Raw genomic sequence first — 15,464 nt, forward strand, 5'->3', positions numbered from 1 at the left:
GAACTGTGAGGAGTCGCTCATGCGACACCCCCCGCGTTCAGTACTTTTAGCCGTCGCCGGCACGGCCGCCCTCGTCGCGGGCGCCCTGCTGCCGGTCGTGGCGGCGCAGGGAGCCGCGCCCGTCCGCACGGTGGAGTACTCGGTCACCGGGCAGTGGGACGCCGGCTTCCAGGCGTCCGTGAGAGTCACCGACAACGCGGCGGCGGTGAACGGTTGGAGCCTGAGCTTCGACTTCACGAACGGACGGAAGGTCACCCGGGGCTGGAACGCCAAGTGGTCCCGGTCCGGCGTCACCGTCACGGCGGCGAACGAGAGCTGCAACGGCGCGCTCGGCACGGGCGCGAGCGTCACCGCCGGGTTCGTCGCCTCCCGGACGGGAGCCGACGCCCTACCCGTGACCTTCCGGCTGAACGGCGCGACCTGCAACGTCGACACCCAGCCGACGCCCACCCTCACCCCGACATCGTCCCCGACCACCCCACCGGGTGACGGCGGGCGGCCGCCCGCACTGCGCGTCCTCGGCAACCGGTTCGTGGACGCGAGCGGAGCCACCCGCCGGCTGCTCGGCGTCAACCGCAGCGGCGGCGAGTTCATGTGCGTCCAGGGCCGCGGCATCATCGACGGCCCCGTCGACGACGCCGCGATCAAGGCGTCCACGCAGGCCCCCGTCGCCGACCCGGTGCCGTTCGTCGCCGGTGAGATCGGCGAGAACACCTGCTCGCACAGGTTCGTCGACCAGGTCATGCGGTGGTTCGACGAACACCGGCTGTCCTGCCTCGGCCGGACCTGGAACACCTGGAACTGCTCCACGGGACCCGCTCTGATCAGCGACTGCAACGGGACGCCCACCGCCTTCGGCACCGGGCTGCGCGATCACCCGCGCGCCCTGAACGGATGACCCGCACCACCCCACACCCCCGGAACGAGAGAAGGAAACCCGCACTCATGAGCCGTAGCAGAACAGCGATACTCGCCGCGCTGACACTGGTCGCCGGAGCCTCCGGGACGGCGCTCGCGGTCGTCCCCGGCGCCTCGGGCCTCGCCGCCGCGCCCTGCACCGTCGACTACAAGGTGCAGAACGACTGGGGAAGCGGCTTCACCACCAACGTCACCGTCACCAACAACTCAGCCGCAAAGTCGAGTTGGGCGGTGAAGTGGTCGTACGCCGGGAACCAGAGGGTCACCAACGCCTGGAACGCGAAGGTCACCCAGTCCGGCGCGGCGGTCACCGCGGCCAACGAGACCTACAACGGCTCGCTGGGGACCGGCGCTTCGGTCAGCTTCGGTTTCCAGGGCACGTACAGCGGCGGCAACGCCGTCCCCGCCACGTTCACCCTGGACGGCGTCACCTGCAACGTCGACGGCGGCGGCCCCACCGACCCGGGCCCGACCGACCCGGGCCCGACCGGCCCCGGCACCCCCGGCACCAAGGTCGACAACCCCTACGTCGGCGCCAAGGTGTACGTGAACCCCGAGTGGGCCGCCAACGCCGCCGCCGAACCGGGCGGCAGCCGCATCTCCAACCAGCCCACCGGCATCTGGCTCGACCGCATCGCCGCGATCAACGGCGCAGGCGGCAAGATGGGTCTGCGCGCCCATCTCGACGAGGCCCTGCGGCAGAAGGGCTCGGGCGAGATGGTCGTCCAGCTCGTCATCTACAACCTGCCCGGACGCGACTGCTCCGCCCTCGCCTCCAACGGCGAGCTCGGCCCGACGGAGATCGACAAGTACAAGACGCAGTACATCGACCCGATCAAGACGATCCTCGCGGACTCCAAGTACGCCTCGCTGCGGATCGTCACCACCATCGAGATCGACTCGCTGCCCAACCTCGTCACCAACACCGGGAGCCGGGCCACGGCCACCCCGCAGTGCGACGTGATGAAGGCCAACGGCAACTACCAGAAGGGCGTCGGCTACGCCCTGAACAAGCTCGGCGACGTGCCCAACGTCTACAACTACATCGACGCCGGCCACCACGGCTGGCTCGGCTGGGACGACAACTTCGCCCCCACCGCGGCCCTGATGAAGGAGGCCGCGACCACCGAGGGCGCCACGGTGGGCGACGTCCACGGCTTCATCACCAACACGGCCAACTACAGCGCCCTGAAGGAGAACAACTTCACCGTCAACGACAACGCGGGCGGCAAGTCGGTCCGCGAGTCCAAGTGGGTCGACTGGAACCGCTACGTCGACGAGCTGTCCTACGCCCAGGCGTTCCGCAACCAGCTGGTGACGGCGGGCTTCAACTCCGGCATCGGCATGCTGATCGACACCTCCCGCAACGGCTGGGGCGGCTCCGCCCGGCCCGCCGGACCGGGGCCGACGACCGACGTCGACGCCTACGTCGACGGCGGCCGCTACGACCGCCGTCTCAACACCGGCAACTGGTGCAACCAGGCCGGCGCCGGCCTCGGCGAGCGCCCGAAGGCGGCCCCGGCCGCCGGGATCGACGCCTACGTGTGGATGAAGCCGCCGGGTGAGTCCGACGGGGCGAGCTCGCTCATCCCGAACGACGAGGGCAAGGGCTTCGACCGCATGTGCGACCCGACGTACACGGGCAACCCGCGCAACAACAACAACATGTCGGGCGCCCTGCCCAACGCCCCGCTGTCCGGGAAATGGTTCTCGGCGCAGTTCCAGCAGCTGATGCAGAACGCGTACCCGCCGCTGCCGTAGCCGCCTGAGCGCAGTCGCGCCCGGCCGTTCCCCTCTCCGGGAACGGCCGGGCGTGCCGGTCCGGACCCCCGTTTTTGCCGTAGCGGCAACACAGATGGCCTTCCCCCGGTGCGTCGGCGCACGCTGTCGGCCCAGCGGACGAGAGGCTGACCACCATGGCGCACCAGCAGCACCAGCAGCACCAGCAGCACCAGCAGCACCAACAGCACGACCACCACGGCCTTCAAGGACACCGGCACGGGCCCGCCGGGCCGGGGAGCGGCACCGAGATCGACTGGGCGGAGATGGCCCCCCATCTGGAGGCCCAGGCCGAGCTGTTCACGCCCCTGTACGAGCGGGCGCTGTCCTGGCTGGGCACGGAGGTGACCGAGCCGGGGCTGATCGTCGACGTGGGCAGCGGTCCCGGGGTGGTCTCCTGCCTGTTCGCCGAGACCTTCCCCGGCGCGCGCGTCCTGGCCGTCGACGGTTCCGAGCCGCTCCTCCAGCGGGCCAGGGCACGCGCCGAACGCTTCGGACACGGCGACCGGTTCGACACCGTGGCCGGTGAACTCCCCGGAGTGCTCGACGAGTTGGACTACCGGGCCGATCTGATCTGGGTCGGCCGCAGTCTGCACCACCTCGGGGACCAGCGGGCCGCCCTCACCGCGTTCGCTGAGCGGCTGGCGCCCGGCGGCATGCTGGCGATCATGGAGGGCGGGCTGCCGTCCCGGTTCCTGCCCCGCGACCTCGGCTTCGGCCGCCCCGGTCTGGAGGCGCGGCTCGACGCCGTGCGGGAGGAATGGTTCGCCCGGATGCGGGCCGACCTGTCCGGCGCCGTCGGCGAGGTGGAGGACTGGCCGGCGCTGCTCGGCGGGGCGGGCCTGAAGCACGTCCGCAGCCGCAGCTTCCTTCTCGACCTGCCCGCCCCCGCCTCCGAACCGGTCCGCGCCTACGCCGTCGCGCAGTTCGAGCGCTGGCGCGACGCCTCCGAGGAGGCTCTCGCCCCCGAGGACCGGGCCGCGCTGAACCGGCTCCTCGACCCGCGCGACCCGGCCGGCCTGCACCAGCGGCCGGACGTGTTCCTCCTGGCGGCCCACACCGTCCACACGGCGGTCAAGCCTGGGTAGGGCGGGTTTCGAAAACAGCGTCGCCCGGACGCACCGGTGGCCGGCCCGGATGCTTCCGGGCCGGCCACCGGTGGTGCTTCCCGCGCCGGCGGCCTGGTGCCGGCGGCCGGTCTCAGACCACGTCGAACGTGGCCGGGTCCGGGCCGATGCGCCGGTCCTCGTTGAGGGCGCTGATCGCGGCCAGGTCCTCGTCGTCCAGGCTGAAGTCGAAGACCTCGATGTTCTCCTTGATCCGCGACGGCGTCACGGACTTCGGGATCACGACGTTGCCGAGCTGGAGGTGCCAGCGCAGCACGACCTGGGCCGGGGTGCGCTCGTGCTTCCGCGCGATGGCGACGATCGCCGGGACCTCCAGCAGGCCCTTGCCCTGGCCGAGCGGCGACCAGGCCTCGGTGGCGATGCCCCGCTTCGCGTGGAAGTCGCGCGAGGCCTGCTGCTGCAGGTGCGGGTGCAGCTCGATCTGGTTGACCGCCGGGACGACCGACGTCTGCTCGATCAGCCGCTCCAGGTGCTCCGGCAGGAAGTTGGAGACGCCGATCGCCCGCGCGCGGCCGTCCGCGAGCAGCTTCTCGAACGCCTTGTACGTGTCGACGTAGGTGTCCTTGGCCGGCAGCGGCCAGTGGATCAGGTACAGGTCGACGTAGTCCAGACCCAGCTTGTCGAGGGAGGCGTCGAACGCGCGGAGCGTCGCGTCGTACCCCTGGTCGCTGTTCCAGAGCTTGGTGGTGACGAAGATGTCCTCGCGGGGCAGGCCGGAATCGGCGATCGCCTTGCCGGTGCCCTCTTCGTTGCCGTAGATCGCCGCTGTGTCGATGCTGCGGTACCCGGCCTCCAGCGCGGTGCTGACCGCCTGGGCGGCCTCGTCGTCCGGCACCTGCCAGACGCCGAAGCCCAGCTGGGGCATCTCGACGCCGTTGTTCAGGGTGATCGGGGATACCTTGCTGCTCACGAGCCCTTGATCCTTCGGTTGTCCGTCAAATGTGTCTCCCATCGTCAACGATCACGAGGCGTGATGCATTCCTGACTCCGGAATCCGCTTCGGCGGGTCTCCGGGGAGCCTCAGGTGCGGTACAGCGCGTCGACCTCGTCGGCGTACGTGTTTTCGATGGCTTTGCGCTTCAGTTTCAGCGACGGCGTCAGCAGGCCGTGTTCCTCGGTGAACGGCTGGGCGAGGATGCGGAAGGTGCGGATGGACTCCGCCTGCGACACCAGCGTGTTGGCGGCGACGACGGCCCGGCGCACCTCCGCCTCCAGGTCCGCGTCGCGCACCAGCTCGGCCGGAGCCAGCTGCGGCTTGGCCCGCATCTGCAGCCAGTGTTCGACGGCCTCCTGGTCGAGGGTGACCAGAGCGGCGACGAACGGCCGGTCGTTGCCGACGACGATGCACTGGTTCACCAGCGGATGGTCCCGAACACGTTCCTCCAGCAGCCCGGGGGAAACGCTTTTGCCGCCGGAAGTGACGAGGATCTCCTTCTTGCGGCCGGTGATGGTGAGGTAGCCGTCCTCGTCGAGGGAGCCCAGGTCGCCGGTGGCCAGCCAGCCGTCGTGCAGCGTCTCGTCGGTGGCCTTGGGATTGTTCAGGTATCCCTGGAAGACGTTCCCCCCGCGCAGCCAGATCTCCCCGTCGTCCGCGAGATGCACGGTCATGCCGGGGATGGCCTGGCCGACGGTGCCGTACCGGGTGCGCCCGGGCGGGTTGGCGGTCGCGGCCGCCGTCGACTCGGTCAGGCCGTAGCCCTCGTAGATCTGCACGCCCGCGCCGGCGAAGAACAGCCCCAGCCTGCGGTCCATCGCCGAGCCGCCGGACATGGCGTGCCGGACCCGGCCGCCCATCGCGGCGCGCACCTTGGAGTAGACGAGCTTGTCGAACAGCTGGTGCTGCACGCGCAGACCCGCCGACGGTCCCGGTCCGGTGCCCCAGGCCTTCGCCTCCACGGCCTCCGCGTACTGCACGGCCACCCCGACCGCCTTCTCGAACGGCCCGGCCTTCCCCTCCCGCTCCGCCTTGCGGCGGGCCGCGTTGAAGACCTTCTCGAAGATGTACGGCACGGCCAGGAAGAAGGTCGGCTTGAAGGCGGCGAGGTCGGGCAGCAGGGCGGCGGCGTGCAGTTGCGGCTGGTGGCCGAGGCGGACCCGGCCGCGGATCGCGGCGACCTCCACCATCCGCCCGAAGACGTGCGCGAGCGGCAGGAACAGCAGGGTGGCCGCCTCGTCGCCCCGACGGGAGTGGAACACCGGCTCCCAGCGCTCGATGACCGTGTCCGCCTCGAACATGAAGTTGCCGTGCGAGATGACGCAGCCCTTGGGGCGGCCGGTGGTGCCGGAGGTGTAGATGATCGTGGCGACCGAGTCGGGCGTGACCGCCTCCCGGTGCCGGTGCACCACGTCGTCGTCCAGCCCGGCGCCGGCCTCGTAGAGCTCCTGCACACAGCCGGAGTCGAGCTGCCAGAGTCTGCGCAGCGCGGGTAGGCGGTCGATGACGGTGGCGATCGTCATCGCGTGGTCCTCGTGCTCCACGACGGCGGCCGTGACCTCCGCGTCGTACAGCATCCAGAAGCACTGCTCGGCGGAGGACGTCGGATAGACCGGCACCACCTGGGCGCCGATGGTCCACAGGGCGAAGTCGAAGAGGGTCCACTCGTACCGGGTGCGCGACATGATCGCGACGCGGTCGCCGAAGCGGACGCCCTGCGAGAGCAGGCCCTTGGCGAGCGCCAGGACCTCGTCGCGGAACTCGGCGGAGGTGACGTCCCGCCACTCGCCCCGTTCGACCTTGCGGCCGAGCGCGATGTGCTGCGGATCCTCCTGGGCGTGCTGGAAGACGACGTCGGCCAGTCCGCCCACCGGCGGCGCCAGCGCCAAGGGAGGGTTGGAAAACTCGCGCAAATCCCGCACCCCGCTTCTCAATGCCTCACAGCGCGTGAAAGCTACCCCACCCCCGACGGGTGCGGGAGGGGGTGGAAAAGCGAGCGATGCTCTCGTCTGCGCCGGTCAGTGCCGGAAAAAGGGCCCACATGGGGAAGGGTCGGACAGGAAGCTGACGTCCGAGTAAGTTTCGGTGCCGTAACCTCCACCGAATCTTCCCGTTCCGGTCACGCCGTCCGACTCCCCGAGCGGCTCTCGTGCGGCCCTGCACGGCTCCCGTGCGGCCCCTGCGGCTCCCCGTCTCAGGTGCGGCGGCGCAGCCGGTCGCCGGCCGCGAGGATCGCCGTCGCCAGGGCGTCCGCCGCGCCCTGCGCCGACGGGTGGCGGCGGCCGTGCACCAGGACGAAGTCCACCCGGCCAAGCTCCGGCAGCCCCGACCGCTCGGGGACACGGACCAGCCCGGGCGGGACCAGGCCCCGTGAGTGCGCCATCACGCCCAGCCCGGCCAGGGCCGCCGCGATCAGCCCGTTGAGGCTGCCGCTCGTGCACGCGATCCGCCACGCCCGGCCCTGCCGCTCCAGCGCCTCCAGGGCGAGCGCCCGGGTGATGCCGGGCGGCGGGAAGACGATGAGCGGGACCGGGCGGTCGGGGTCCAGGCGCAGCCGCTCCGCGCCGATCCACACCAGCTCGTCGTGGTGGACCAGCTCGCCCCGGCCGTCCTCGGGACGCCGCTTGGCCAGCACCAGGTCCAGTTCCCCGGCGGCCAGCTGCTCGTGGAGGGTGCCGGACAGCTCCACGGTGAGCTCCAGGTCCACCTCCGGGTGGTCGTGGCGGAAGCCCTCGAGGATCTCCGGCAGCCGCGTCAGCACGAAGTCCTCGGAGGCGCCGAAGCGGAGCCGGCCGCGCAGCCGGGTGCCGGTGAAGAACGCCGTCGCCTGCTCGTGCACCTCCAAAATCCGGCGGGCGAAGCCGAGCATCGCCTCACCGTCCTCGGTCAGCTCCACGGAGTGCGTGTCCCGGGAGAACAGCGTCCGCCCGGCCGCTTCCTCCAGCCGGCGCACGTGCTGGCTCACCGTGGACTGGCGCAGCCCCAGCCGACGAGCGGCCTGCGTGAAGCTCAGCGTCTGGGCCACCGCGAGGAAGGTGCGCAGCTGGGACGGGTCGTACATACCGGTCACGGTACCCCCGGAAGGCAGTGGTCATCACAAATCGCGATGACAGTCAGAGGGGTATGCCGGATTCCCGATCACGACGGCGGCGGGCACGATGGTGAGGGCAAGAAGAGCACGAAGAGCATGAGCACGAAGAGCATGAGCACGAAGAGCATGTGGAGCACCGTGAAACGCCTGCGCCGGCCGAGCCGACTGCCGAGCCGTCTGCCGATCGATCCGTACATCCTCCTGCTGCTGGGGACCGTGGGCCTCGCCGCGCTCCTCCCGGCGCGCGGGACGGCCGCCGACGTGGCCTCCGGCGCCTCCACGGCCGCGATCGCCTTCCTCTTCTTCCTGTACGGCGCCCGGCTGTCCACCCGTGAGGCGCTGGACGGCCTGAAGCACTGGCGACTGCACATCACCGTCCTGGCCTGCACGTTCGTCGTGTTCCCGGTGCTCGGCCTGGCCGCCCGCGGACTGGTCCCGGAGGTCCTGACCGACCCGCTCTACCAGGGCCTGCTCTTCCTCACCCTCGTCCCGTCGACCGTCCAGTCGTCGATCGCCTTCACCTCCATCGCCCGTGGCAACGTCCCCGCGGCGATCTGCGCCGGGTCCTTCTCCTCGCTCGCCGGGATCGTCGTCACCCCCCTGCTGGCCGCCGCGCTGCTCGGCGGCACCGGCGGCGGCTTCTCGGCGGACTCGCTCGTCCAGATCGTGCTGAAACTGCTCGTGCCGTTCGCCGCGGGGCAGGTGCTGCGGCGCTGGATCGGCGGTTTCGTCACCCGGCACAAGAAGGTCCTCGGGTACGTCGACCGGGGCTCCATCCTGCTCGTCGTCTACACCGCGTTCAGCGAGGGCATGGTCCAGGGCATCTGGACCCAGGTCGGCGTGGGGCGGCTGGGCGCTCTGATGGTCGTCGAGGCCGTGCTCCTCGCCGTGATGCTCACGCTGACCTGGTACGGCGCGAAGGCACTGCGGTTCGGCCGCGCGGACCGGATCGCGATCCAGTTCGCCGGCTCCAAGAAGTCCCTCGCCTCGGGGCTGCCCATGGCGAGCGTGCTGTTCGGGGCGCACGCCTCGCTGGCGGTGCTGCCGCTGATGCTCTTCCACCAGATGCAGCTCATGGTCTGCGCGGTGATCGCCAAGCGCCGGGCCCGCGACCCGCGGCCGGAACCCGAACGCGACCAGTTCACGCAGCCGTTGACCGGGATTTCCGGTACGGACGGCTGACGACGGATAACGTTCCGTCATGACCGCACCCCTCGTGCTCGACCCCGCGCGCACCGCCCTCGTCCTCGTCGACCTGATGGACCGGATCCTCGCGCTGCCCCTGGCGCCCCGCAAGGGAGCCGAAGTGCTCGCCACCGCCGAGGAGTTGGCAGGCAGGTTCCGTGCGGCCGGGGCTCCCGTCGTCCTCGTCCGCGTCGAACGGCCCGGCGCCGCCGAGCAGCCGCCCGGCAGTTCGCTGGCCCAAGGGCTGCCCCGCGACGGCGACATCGAGGTCGTCAAGCAAACCCTGGGCGGCTTCCACGCCACGGGCCTGGACGACCGGCTGCGCCGGCGCGGTGTCGCCACGCTGGTGTTCGGCGGCATCGCCACCAACCTCGGCGTGGAGTCCACGGCCCGCGCCGCGAGCGACCTCGGCTACGACCTCGTCTTCGTCGAGGACGCTCTGTCCGCCCTCACCGAACCGGAGCACGAGGCGTCGGTACGGCTCGACTTCCCCCGTCTGGGCACGGTGACCTCGGCGGGGCAGGTGACGTTCGGGACGGGATGACGACGGCGCGAGGACCCTTCGGGGCCGGTCAGTCCAGGGCGGCCGTGCTCCGCAGGGCGATACGGTCCTCACCCGCGTACACGTTCATGGAGGAGCCCCGCAGGAAGCCCACCAGCGTCAGCCCGGTCTCCGTCGCGAGGTCCACCGCCAGCGAGGACGGCGCCGAGACCGCCGCGAGCACCGGGATGCCCGCCATCACGGCCTTCTGGGCCAGCTCGAACGACGCCCGGCCCGACACGAGCAGGACGGTGCGGGACAGCGGCAGCGCGCCGTCCCGCAGGGCCCGGCCCACCAGCTTGTCGACCGCGTTGTGCCGCCCGACGTCCTCCCGCACGTCCAGCAGCTCCCCGCCCTCCGAGAACAGCGCCGCCGCGTGCAGCCCCCCGGTCCGGTCGAAGACCCGCTGGGCCGCGCGCAGCCGGTCCGGCAGGGCCGACAGCAGCTCCGGCTCCACCCGCAGCGGCGGCGTGTCGGCGATGGGCCAGCGCGCCGTCGTGCGGACCGCGTCCAGGCTCGCCTTGCCGCACAGGCCGCAGGAGGAGGTGGTGTAGACGTTGCGCTCCAGGGTGATGTCGGGGACGACCACGTGCGGCGCCGTCCTCACGTCCACCACGTTGTACGTGTTCGTGCCGTCCGCCGTCGCCCCGGCGCAGTACACGATGTTCAGCAGATCGGACGCCTCGCCCAGGACCCCCTCGCTGACCAGGAAGCCGGCGGCCAGCGCGAAGTCGTCGCCGGGCGTGCGCATGGTGATGGCGAGCGGCCGGCCGTCGAGCCGGATCTCCAGCGGCTCCTCCGCGACGAGCGTGTCCGGCCGGGTGGAGAGCGCTCCGTCCCGTATGCGGAGCACCTTGCGTCGTTCGGTGACTCGTCCCATGGCGTGATCAGCCCCGGTTCTGTACGTGACCCTGACGATCTCATTGTCCTGCACGCGGAGCGCGGGTCGCGGCCCGGAGGTTAGCGGGAAGCCGACAAGCCCGGCTCGTGTTTCCTGTCGCTTGTCGCGTCCTCGTACCCGCGAGTCACTCACCAGACTGGTGGATCCCGCTACCCAAGGCAACGAGGGGGACCCGCTCATGAACGGCTCGCGCATCACCGCCATCGGCCACTACCAGCCCGCCAAGGTGCTCACCAACGAGGAACTGGCGGGCATGGTCGACACCAGTGACGAGTGGATCACGAGCCGGGTGGGCATCCGCACGCGCCACATCGCGGGCCCCGACGAGCCCGTGGACGAACTGGCCGCGCACGCCGCCGCCAAGGCCCTCGCGACGGCCGGCCTCACCCCCGCCGACATCGACCTCGTGCTGGTCGCCACCTCCACGGCCGTCGACCGCTCGCCCAACATGGCCGCCCGGGTCGCCGCCCGCCTCGGCATCCCGGGCCCGGCGGTGATCGACGTCAACGTGGTGTGCGCCGGCTTCACCCACGCGCTGGCCACCGCAGACCACACCGTCCGGGCCGGGGCCGCGCGCCGCGCCCTGGTGATCGGGGCCGACAAGATGTCCGAGGTGACCGACTGGAACGACCGCACCACCTGCGTACTCGTCGGTGACGGCGCGGGGGCCGCCGTCGTCGAGGCGTCCGACGAGCCGGGCATCGCGCCGGTGCTGTGGGGCTCGGTGCCCGAGATGGGGAACGCGGTGCGCATCGAGGGGCAGCCCGCCCGGTTCGCGCAGGAGGGACAGAGCGTCTACCGCTGGGCGACGACCCGGCTGCCGCCGCTCGCCCGGCAGGCGTGCGAGCGTGCGGGCCTCACCCCCGAGGACCTCGCCGCCGTCATCCTGCACCAGGCGAACCTGCGGATCATCGAACCCCTCGCGCAGAAGATCGGCGCCGTCAACGCGGTGGTCGCGCGCGATGTGACCGATTCCGGGAACACCTCCGCCGCGAGCATCCCGCTCGCCTTCTCCAAGCTGGTCGAGCAGGGCGTGCTCTCCACCGGCGACCCGGTCCTGCTGTTCGGCTTCGGCGGGAACCTGTCGTACGCGGGACAGGTCGTCCGCTGCCCGTGATCGGGCCCCGGCGGGGCGGGGCCCCGGGCCGGTGAATACGCAGGTGAAAGGCACTCCCAAAGCTTGGTATGGTTGTCCTCGTCGCCGCGGGGACCACCCCGCACGGGCGGCAGACACCTTGTCCGGGTGGCGGAATGGCAGACGCGCTAGCTTGAGGTGCTAGTGCCCTTTATCGGGCGTGGGGGTTCAAGTCCCCCCTCGGACACTCAACTGGGACGTTCACGAGATCGTCCCGAAGCGTTCACGAATTACCGGTCGAGTCATGTGACTCACCGGTATTTCGTCGTTTCTGGGGCCTCGGGCCTCGTGATCGGCTCGATGAGGGGGTGAGGCGGTGGCGGTCCAGGTACTGCGGCACTCGCGTGGCGGAGGCTCGACCTGCTCGGTCGGAAGCGGTCGCGCCTGGGGCGGGTCGGAGGGCTCACCGGGGTTGGGGTGTGGCGCTCTGTTGGTGATCAGCACGTCCGGCGGCGACTCATCTCCTCGCGCCGGGTCATGACCCGCCGGAAGTCCGTGTCCGGCTTGTCGCCGATGTAGAGACCGGCCGCCACCTGCGCCAGTTCGGGCTGTGCCAGGTAGTCGCCGATACGGCCCGCCTGGTCGGTGGCGAGCGCGTTCATCGGGTACAGCAGCACGGCCTTCACCCCGCGCCGCCTCAGTGCCTTCTGCTGCCGACAGTGGTCGAGCACGGGAATCAGGAACGACTCGGTCTTGCCGGATCCGCGTGCCGGTCGTCACGAGTGTCGGCTCGGCGGCGCCTTTGTACGTGCTCAGCCGCTCCCACGCCGTCGCCTGGTGCCGCCACGGCGTGAACGACGGCTGCCACTCCAGCGCCGACTGCCACCCGTCGCCGGCGGGTGGAACGGCGTCCTGATCCGCAGGTACGACCCCCGGAAGATGCCCGTCTCCGGATCCCGAGGAGCCGCTCCAGCGCGAGCCGCGTGTCCTCCTCGGCCAGCGCGTAAGTCGTCGTGAGGTACTGCGTCAGACTGCCGCGGAGCTGCGCGGCGGCCAGGGTGGTCTTCACGAGGACCTTTCGGACAGGACGGTTACCGGGACCGCCGGGTACGCGGAGCTATGACACCGACGCAAGGCAGCGTGACGACCGGCGTCACAAATAACGCCCACCTCGGGCATCGGTACCTACCTGGTCGAATCCCGGACCCCGGCCGCGCGGCAAGGACGGGCCGCGGGTGCCCGGTGATGCCCATGACCGGACGGCGCCTTCCCGCCGACTGCCCTCCCCTGGGCCGCCGCTGGGGGCCGGCCTCCGGAGAGCGCGAGGTTAGGATCACTGCGAATACGCGATTTTGTCATGCCGAGGTACACGGGGGCGGAGGTACGGAGCATGGGCGTACGTGGTGCGGGCGCGGGCCAAGAGGGCGGCGTCGAGCCAGGACCTCACCAAACTGGCCGATGACCTCGACGACATGCAGGATCACCTGGACAAGCAGGTCAGGCGCATGGACGCGATCGTCGACCGCATCGAGGCGGGTTGGCGAGGACCGGCGGCGACGGCGTACCGCGGGTTCCACCGGGCAGCGGCCGAGGACGCCGTGCGCATCCGCGAAGTGATCCGGCACCTCGAGCAGGCCGTGCGTCTGAGTCGGGACGGTTTCACGGAACAGGAGCTGGACGTGATGGCCCGACTGGGGAGCATTCCGGTGGACATCGACAGCGAGGTCGACAAACTGTCGACACCGAATCCGGAGACGACCGGGCCCATCCCTCCGCGCAGCAGTCTCGACTCCTTCTGACGGCCTCTCCGAGAACCTCTGCCGCAACCGCGACGACGACACCTACGAAACGGGGAACCATGCCGACCGGGAGCGCGGACGACGGGCACATCACCGTCTCCTTCGCCACCCTCCGCGAACTCGCAGCCGAACTGGAGGACATCCTCAAAAAGCTCAACGACAGTCTGGACGACCTCCACGACCGGGTCGTGCCGGTCGTGCTGTCGTGGGAGGGGGAGGCCCGCGAGGTCTTCGTCGAAAAGCTCGACGAGTGGGACCGTTCGGCCGAGGACCTCCAGGCGGCCCAGAAGTGGCTGCACGAGTGTGCGACCACGAGCCACATCAACTATGCGGCAGCACACCAGGCCGTGCTGCGCGGCTGGGGGGCCGGCTGATGGGGACGCCACCGCCGGGCCAGAACGGCACCATAGACGTCAAGCCGGCCGACCTCCACCGCGTCTCCGGCGGTGTGGCGAGCCAGCAGACGGTGATGGACAAAGGTGCCAAGAGCCTGCTCGACGACCTGCACAAGTACCCGGACGCCGGCGGCTACGGCACCTCGCCCCAGGCGTTCGCGACGTCGTACGTCAAGGTCGGCAACCGCTTCCTCGAGGTGTGGGCCAAGAGCGTCGTCAGCATCGGGGGAGCGGCAGTCGGCTTCACCTCGACGGCCAACATCTATGCGAAGGCGGAGGCGGCCAACGATCCCACGGGGAAGGCGAAGCCGGTCGTCTAGCCGTTGCCGAAGGTCATCGAGAAGCCGCCCGCCTACGGCTCCGTGCCGAATCTGAAGTGGGGCGACGACGACGGCGGCGACGACTTCATCCGCGGGATCCTCGAGTGGGTGCCCGAGCCGGTCCGGGACGTGCTGAGACCGGTGGTGAAGCACGCCTTCCGGATGGGCAAGGTCGCCGAGGTCTATCCGTTTCCACAGCAGCACTACCTGAACTCGCTGTCCAAGGCGTGGATGGCGACGACCGCCTCGCTCTCCACGGGCGGAGAGCGGGCTGACCGGGAACGTCAGCAGCATCACGCAGCAGACCAACAGCGAGTGGCACGACGCGATGCGTCAGTTCTGCAGTTCGCTGTGGGGCACGACGGCGTGGGGCAAGAGCCGCGAGGGCTACGAGTGGAAACACGACAGCTCCTCCTCGCAGACCGCCACGCACCCCGTGATGACCGTGCTCTTCGACACGGCTCAGAAAGTCAGCGATCTCCTCTACGACTTCGCCGAGGCGGCCGTCTATCTCAATCGCGAGGTGTGGGACGTCTACATCGAGGCCGTGCGCGACGCGATTCCCAAGGTCGAGGTCAACCTCAAGGACGGCGTCGGCATGGACGACGTAAAGGGCCTGGTCAAAGGCGTGGTCAAGGGGGTCGGCAAGGGCGCGAGCCAGCTGGGCCAGGGCATCGTCCTGAACATGGACACCGCCAAGCTGAACTCGATCGTCACCGAGTACAACCGACGGGTCGACGCGCTCGTCCCGCAACTTGACGCGCTCATGGATCCGTTGGACGAGGCGCACCGGAGCGCTCCGAAGTTCGAGGCCCAGGAGGCCCGTGCGGAAGGCTTCGGTATGAGGGCGCTCAACGATTTCAAGACCGAGCATCGCTGGACCGATCCGGAGGACACCAAAAACGGCGTCTACCGGATTGATCTGGCGAGTAGCGAATGGCTTGAGAACGGACACACCCTGGACAGACACGTCGGAAAGAGCTCGGAGCAACTCGCTCAGCGCCTTCGTGACCAGGGCGACCCTCCGGGCGGGAGCTGGGTGCACGGGAAACCGAGCATCGGGGGTGCTTCGACCTTTACCGATCTGAAGAGCGCGCAGCGGTATACGCAGTACAACATCGACGCTCATTCCGCCGAGATCAAGGCGTGGCTGGACGGCCCACCCGACCCCAATAATCCGTACAAGAAAATTGTTGGCCCAGGGCCCAACGGAGAAGTCACGGGTATCGGTGTGAGGAAGCAGCCATACGACCCATCCGATCCCATGACGGGTTTCAAGGAAGGAGGAATGAATGTCAAATCCATTGAAGTGAAGAACATTGATACGCGCCTGAAGTACGATCCCAACCTTGATCCGCCGTTCGTTGTCGTGACGTCCATGCCGGCGCTGTGACCGTTC

The 15,464-nt window shown here is 70.0% G+C and carries 14 protein-coding genes, 1 tRNA gene and 1 pseudogene; 11 read left to right on the forward strand and 5 right to left on the reverse strand.

Going from position 1 to position 15,464, the window contains the following annotated elements:
* The first annotated feature begins 19 nt into the window (after positions 1–19).
* The 3 genes from ACIOC0_RS36770 (at position 20) to ACIOC0_RS36780 (ending at position 3,785) form a co-directional block, all read left to right on the forward strand.
* Positions 20–898 (forward strand): cellulose binding domain-containing protein, encoded by an 879-nt coding sequence (locus ACIOC0_RS36770; protein ID WP_402160746.1) that lies wholly within the window; start codon positions 20–22, stop codon positions 896–898.
* A gap of 47 nt (positions 899–945) precedes the next feature.
* The gene (locus ACIOC0_RS36775; RefSeq protein ID WP_402160749.1) at positions 946–2,679 is read left to right on the forward strand and encodes a glycoside hydrolase family 6 protein; all 1,734 of its coding nucleotides are present in this window, start codon (positions 946–948) and stop codon (positions 2,677–2,679) included.
* Between the two features lie 155 nt (positions 2,680–2,834).
* Positions 2,835–3,785 carry a class I SAM-dependent methyltransferase gene (locus ACIOC0_RS36780; RefSeq protein WP_402160752.1) on the forward strand — a complete coding sequence of 317 codons (951 nt, stop codon included), beginning with the start codon at positions 2,835–2,837 and terminating at the stop codon, positions 3,783–3,785.
* 112 nt (positions 3,786–3,897) lie between these two features.
* Here ACIOC0_RS36780 and ACIOC0_RS36785 read toward each other — a convergent pair whose 3' ends face one another.
* The 3 genes from ACIOC0_RS36785 to ACIOC0_RS36795 form a co-directional block, all read right to left on the reverse strand.
* A complete protein-coding gene (locus ACIOC0_RS36785) occupies positions 3,898–4,734 on the reverse strand; it encodes an aldo/keto reductase (protein WP_352250168.1) in 837 nt (278 codons plus the stop codon).
* A 110-nt stretch (positions 4,735–4,844) separates the two neighbouring features.
* Positions 4,845–6,671: an AMP-dependent synthetase/ligase gene (locus tag ACIOC0_RS36790; protein WP_402160755.1), complete on the reverse strand. Its 1,827-nt coding sequence runs from the start codon at positions 6,669–6,671 to the stop codon at positions 4,845–4,847.
* Between the two features lie 281 nt (positions 6,672–6,952).
* Positions 6,953–7,819, reverse strand: coding sequence for a LysR substrate-binding domain-containing protein (locus ACIOC0_RS36795; RefSeq protein ID WP_402160757.1), 867 nt, complete (start codon positions 7,817–7,819; stop codon positions 6,953–6,955).
* 207 nt (positions 7,820–8,026) lie between these two features.
* Between ACIOC0_RS36795 and ACIOC0_RS36800 the strand changes: the two genes are divergently transcribed.
* Together ACIOC0_RS36800 and ACIOC0_RS36805 are read left to right on the forward strand one after the other, a co-directional pair.
* Positions 8,027–9,031, forward strand: coding sequence for a bile acid:sodium symporter family protein (locus ACIOC0_RS36800; protein WP_402161140.1), 1,005 nt, complete (start codon positions 8,027–8,029; stop codon positions 9,029–9,031).
* Positions 9,032–9,050: 19 nt separating this feature from the next.
* The gene (locus tag ACIOC0_RS36805) at positions 9,051–9,578 is read left to right on the forward strand and encodes an isochorismatase family protein (protein WP_402160760.1); all 528 of its coding nucleotides are present in this window, start codon (positions 9,051–9,053) and stop codon (positions 9,576–9,578) included.
* A 28-nt stretch (positions 9,579–9,606) separates the two neighbouring features.
* Here ACIOC0_RS36805 and fdhD read toward each other — a convergent pair whose 3' ends face one another.
* On the reverse strand, positions 9,607–10,455 hold the full coding sequence (fdhD, locus tag ACIOC0_RS36810) for a formate dehydrogenase accessory sulfurtransferase FdhD (RefSeq protein ID WP_402160762.1): 849 nt from the start codon (positions 10,453–10,455) through the stop codon (positions 9,607–9,609).
* A 199-nt stretch (positions 10,456–10,654) separates the two neighbouring features.
* Here fdhD and ACIOC0_RS36815 point away from each other — a divergent pair, with 199 nt between their 5' ends.
* Together ACIOC0_RS36815 and ACIOC0_RS36820 are read left to right on the forward strand one after the other, a co-directional pair.
* The gene (locus ACIOC0_RS36815; RefSeq protein ID WP_402160768.1) at positions 10,655–11,593 is read left to right on the forward strand and encodes a beta-ketoacyl-ACP synthase III; all 939 of its coding nucleotides are present in this window, start codon (positions 10,655–10,657) and stop codon (positions 11,591–11,593) included.
* 120 nt (positions 11,594–11,713) lie between these two features.
* Positions 11,714–11,798 (forward strand) — tRNA-Leu (locus tag ACIOC0_RS36820).
* A 242-nt stretch (positions 11,799–12,040) separates the two neighbouring features.
* On the opposite strand, the pseudogene ACIOC0_RS36825 reads toward ACIOC0_RS36820, so the two are convergent.
* Positions 12,041–12,620, reverse strand: a pseudogene (locus tag ACIOC0_RS36825) (DEAD/DEAH box helicase); the annotation flags it as partial.
* Positions 12,621–13,023: 403 nt separating this feature from the next.
* Here ACIOC0_RS36825 and ACIOC0_RS36830 point away from each other — a divergent pair.
* From ACIOC0_RS36830 to ACIOC0_RS36845, 4 genes are all read left to right on the forward strand, one after another.
* Entirely contained in the window at positions 13,024–13,350 is a 327-nt protein-coding gene (locus tag ACIOC0_RS36830) for a WXG100 family type VII secretion target (protein ID WP_402161142.1), read from the forward strand.
* 59 nt (positions 13,351–13,409) lie between these two features.
* Entirely contained in the window at positions 13,410–13,724 is a 315-nt protein-coding gene (locus ACIOC0_RS36835) for a WXG100 family type VII secretion target (RefSeq protein WP_221759102.1), read from the forward strand.
* A complete protein-coding gene (locus tag ACIOC0_RS36840; protein ID WP_402160770.1) occupies positions 13,724–14,065 on the forward strand; it encodes a hypothetical protein in 342 nt (113 codons plus the stop codon). The genes ACIOC0_RS36835 and ACIOC0_RS36840 overlap by 1 nt, the downstream gene beginning before the upstream one ends.
* A 328-nt stretch (positions 14,066–14,393) precedes the next feature.
* On the forward strand, positions 14,394–15,458 hold the full coding sequence (locus ACIOC0_RS36845) for an RNase A-like domain-containing protein (protein ID WP_402160772.1): 1,065 nt from the start codon (positions 14,394–14,396) through the stop codon (positions 15,456–15,458).
* The last annotated feature ends 6 nt before the right edge of the window (positions 15,459–15,464 follow it).

The organism is Streptomyces sp. NPDC088254, assembly GCF_044740925.1.
GTDB lineage: Bacteria > Actinomycetota > Actinomycetes > Streptomycetales > Streptomycetaceae > Streptomyces.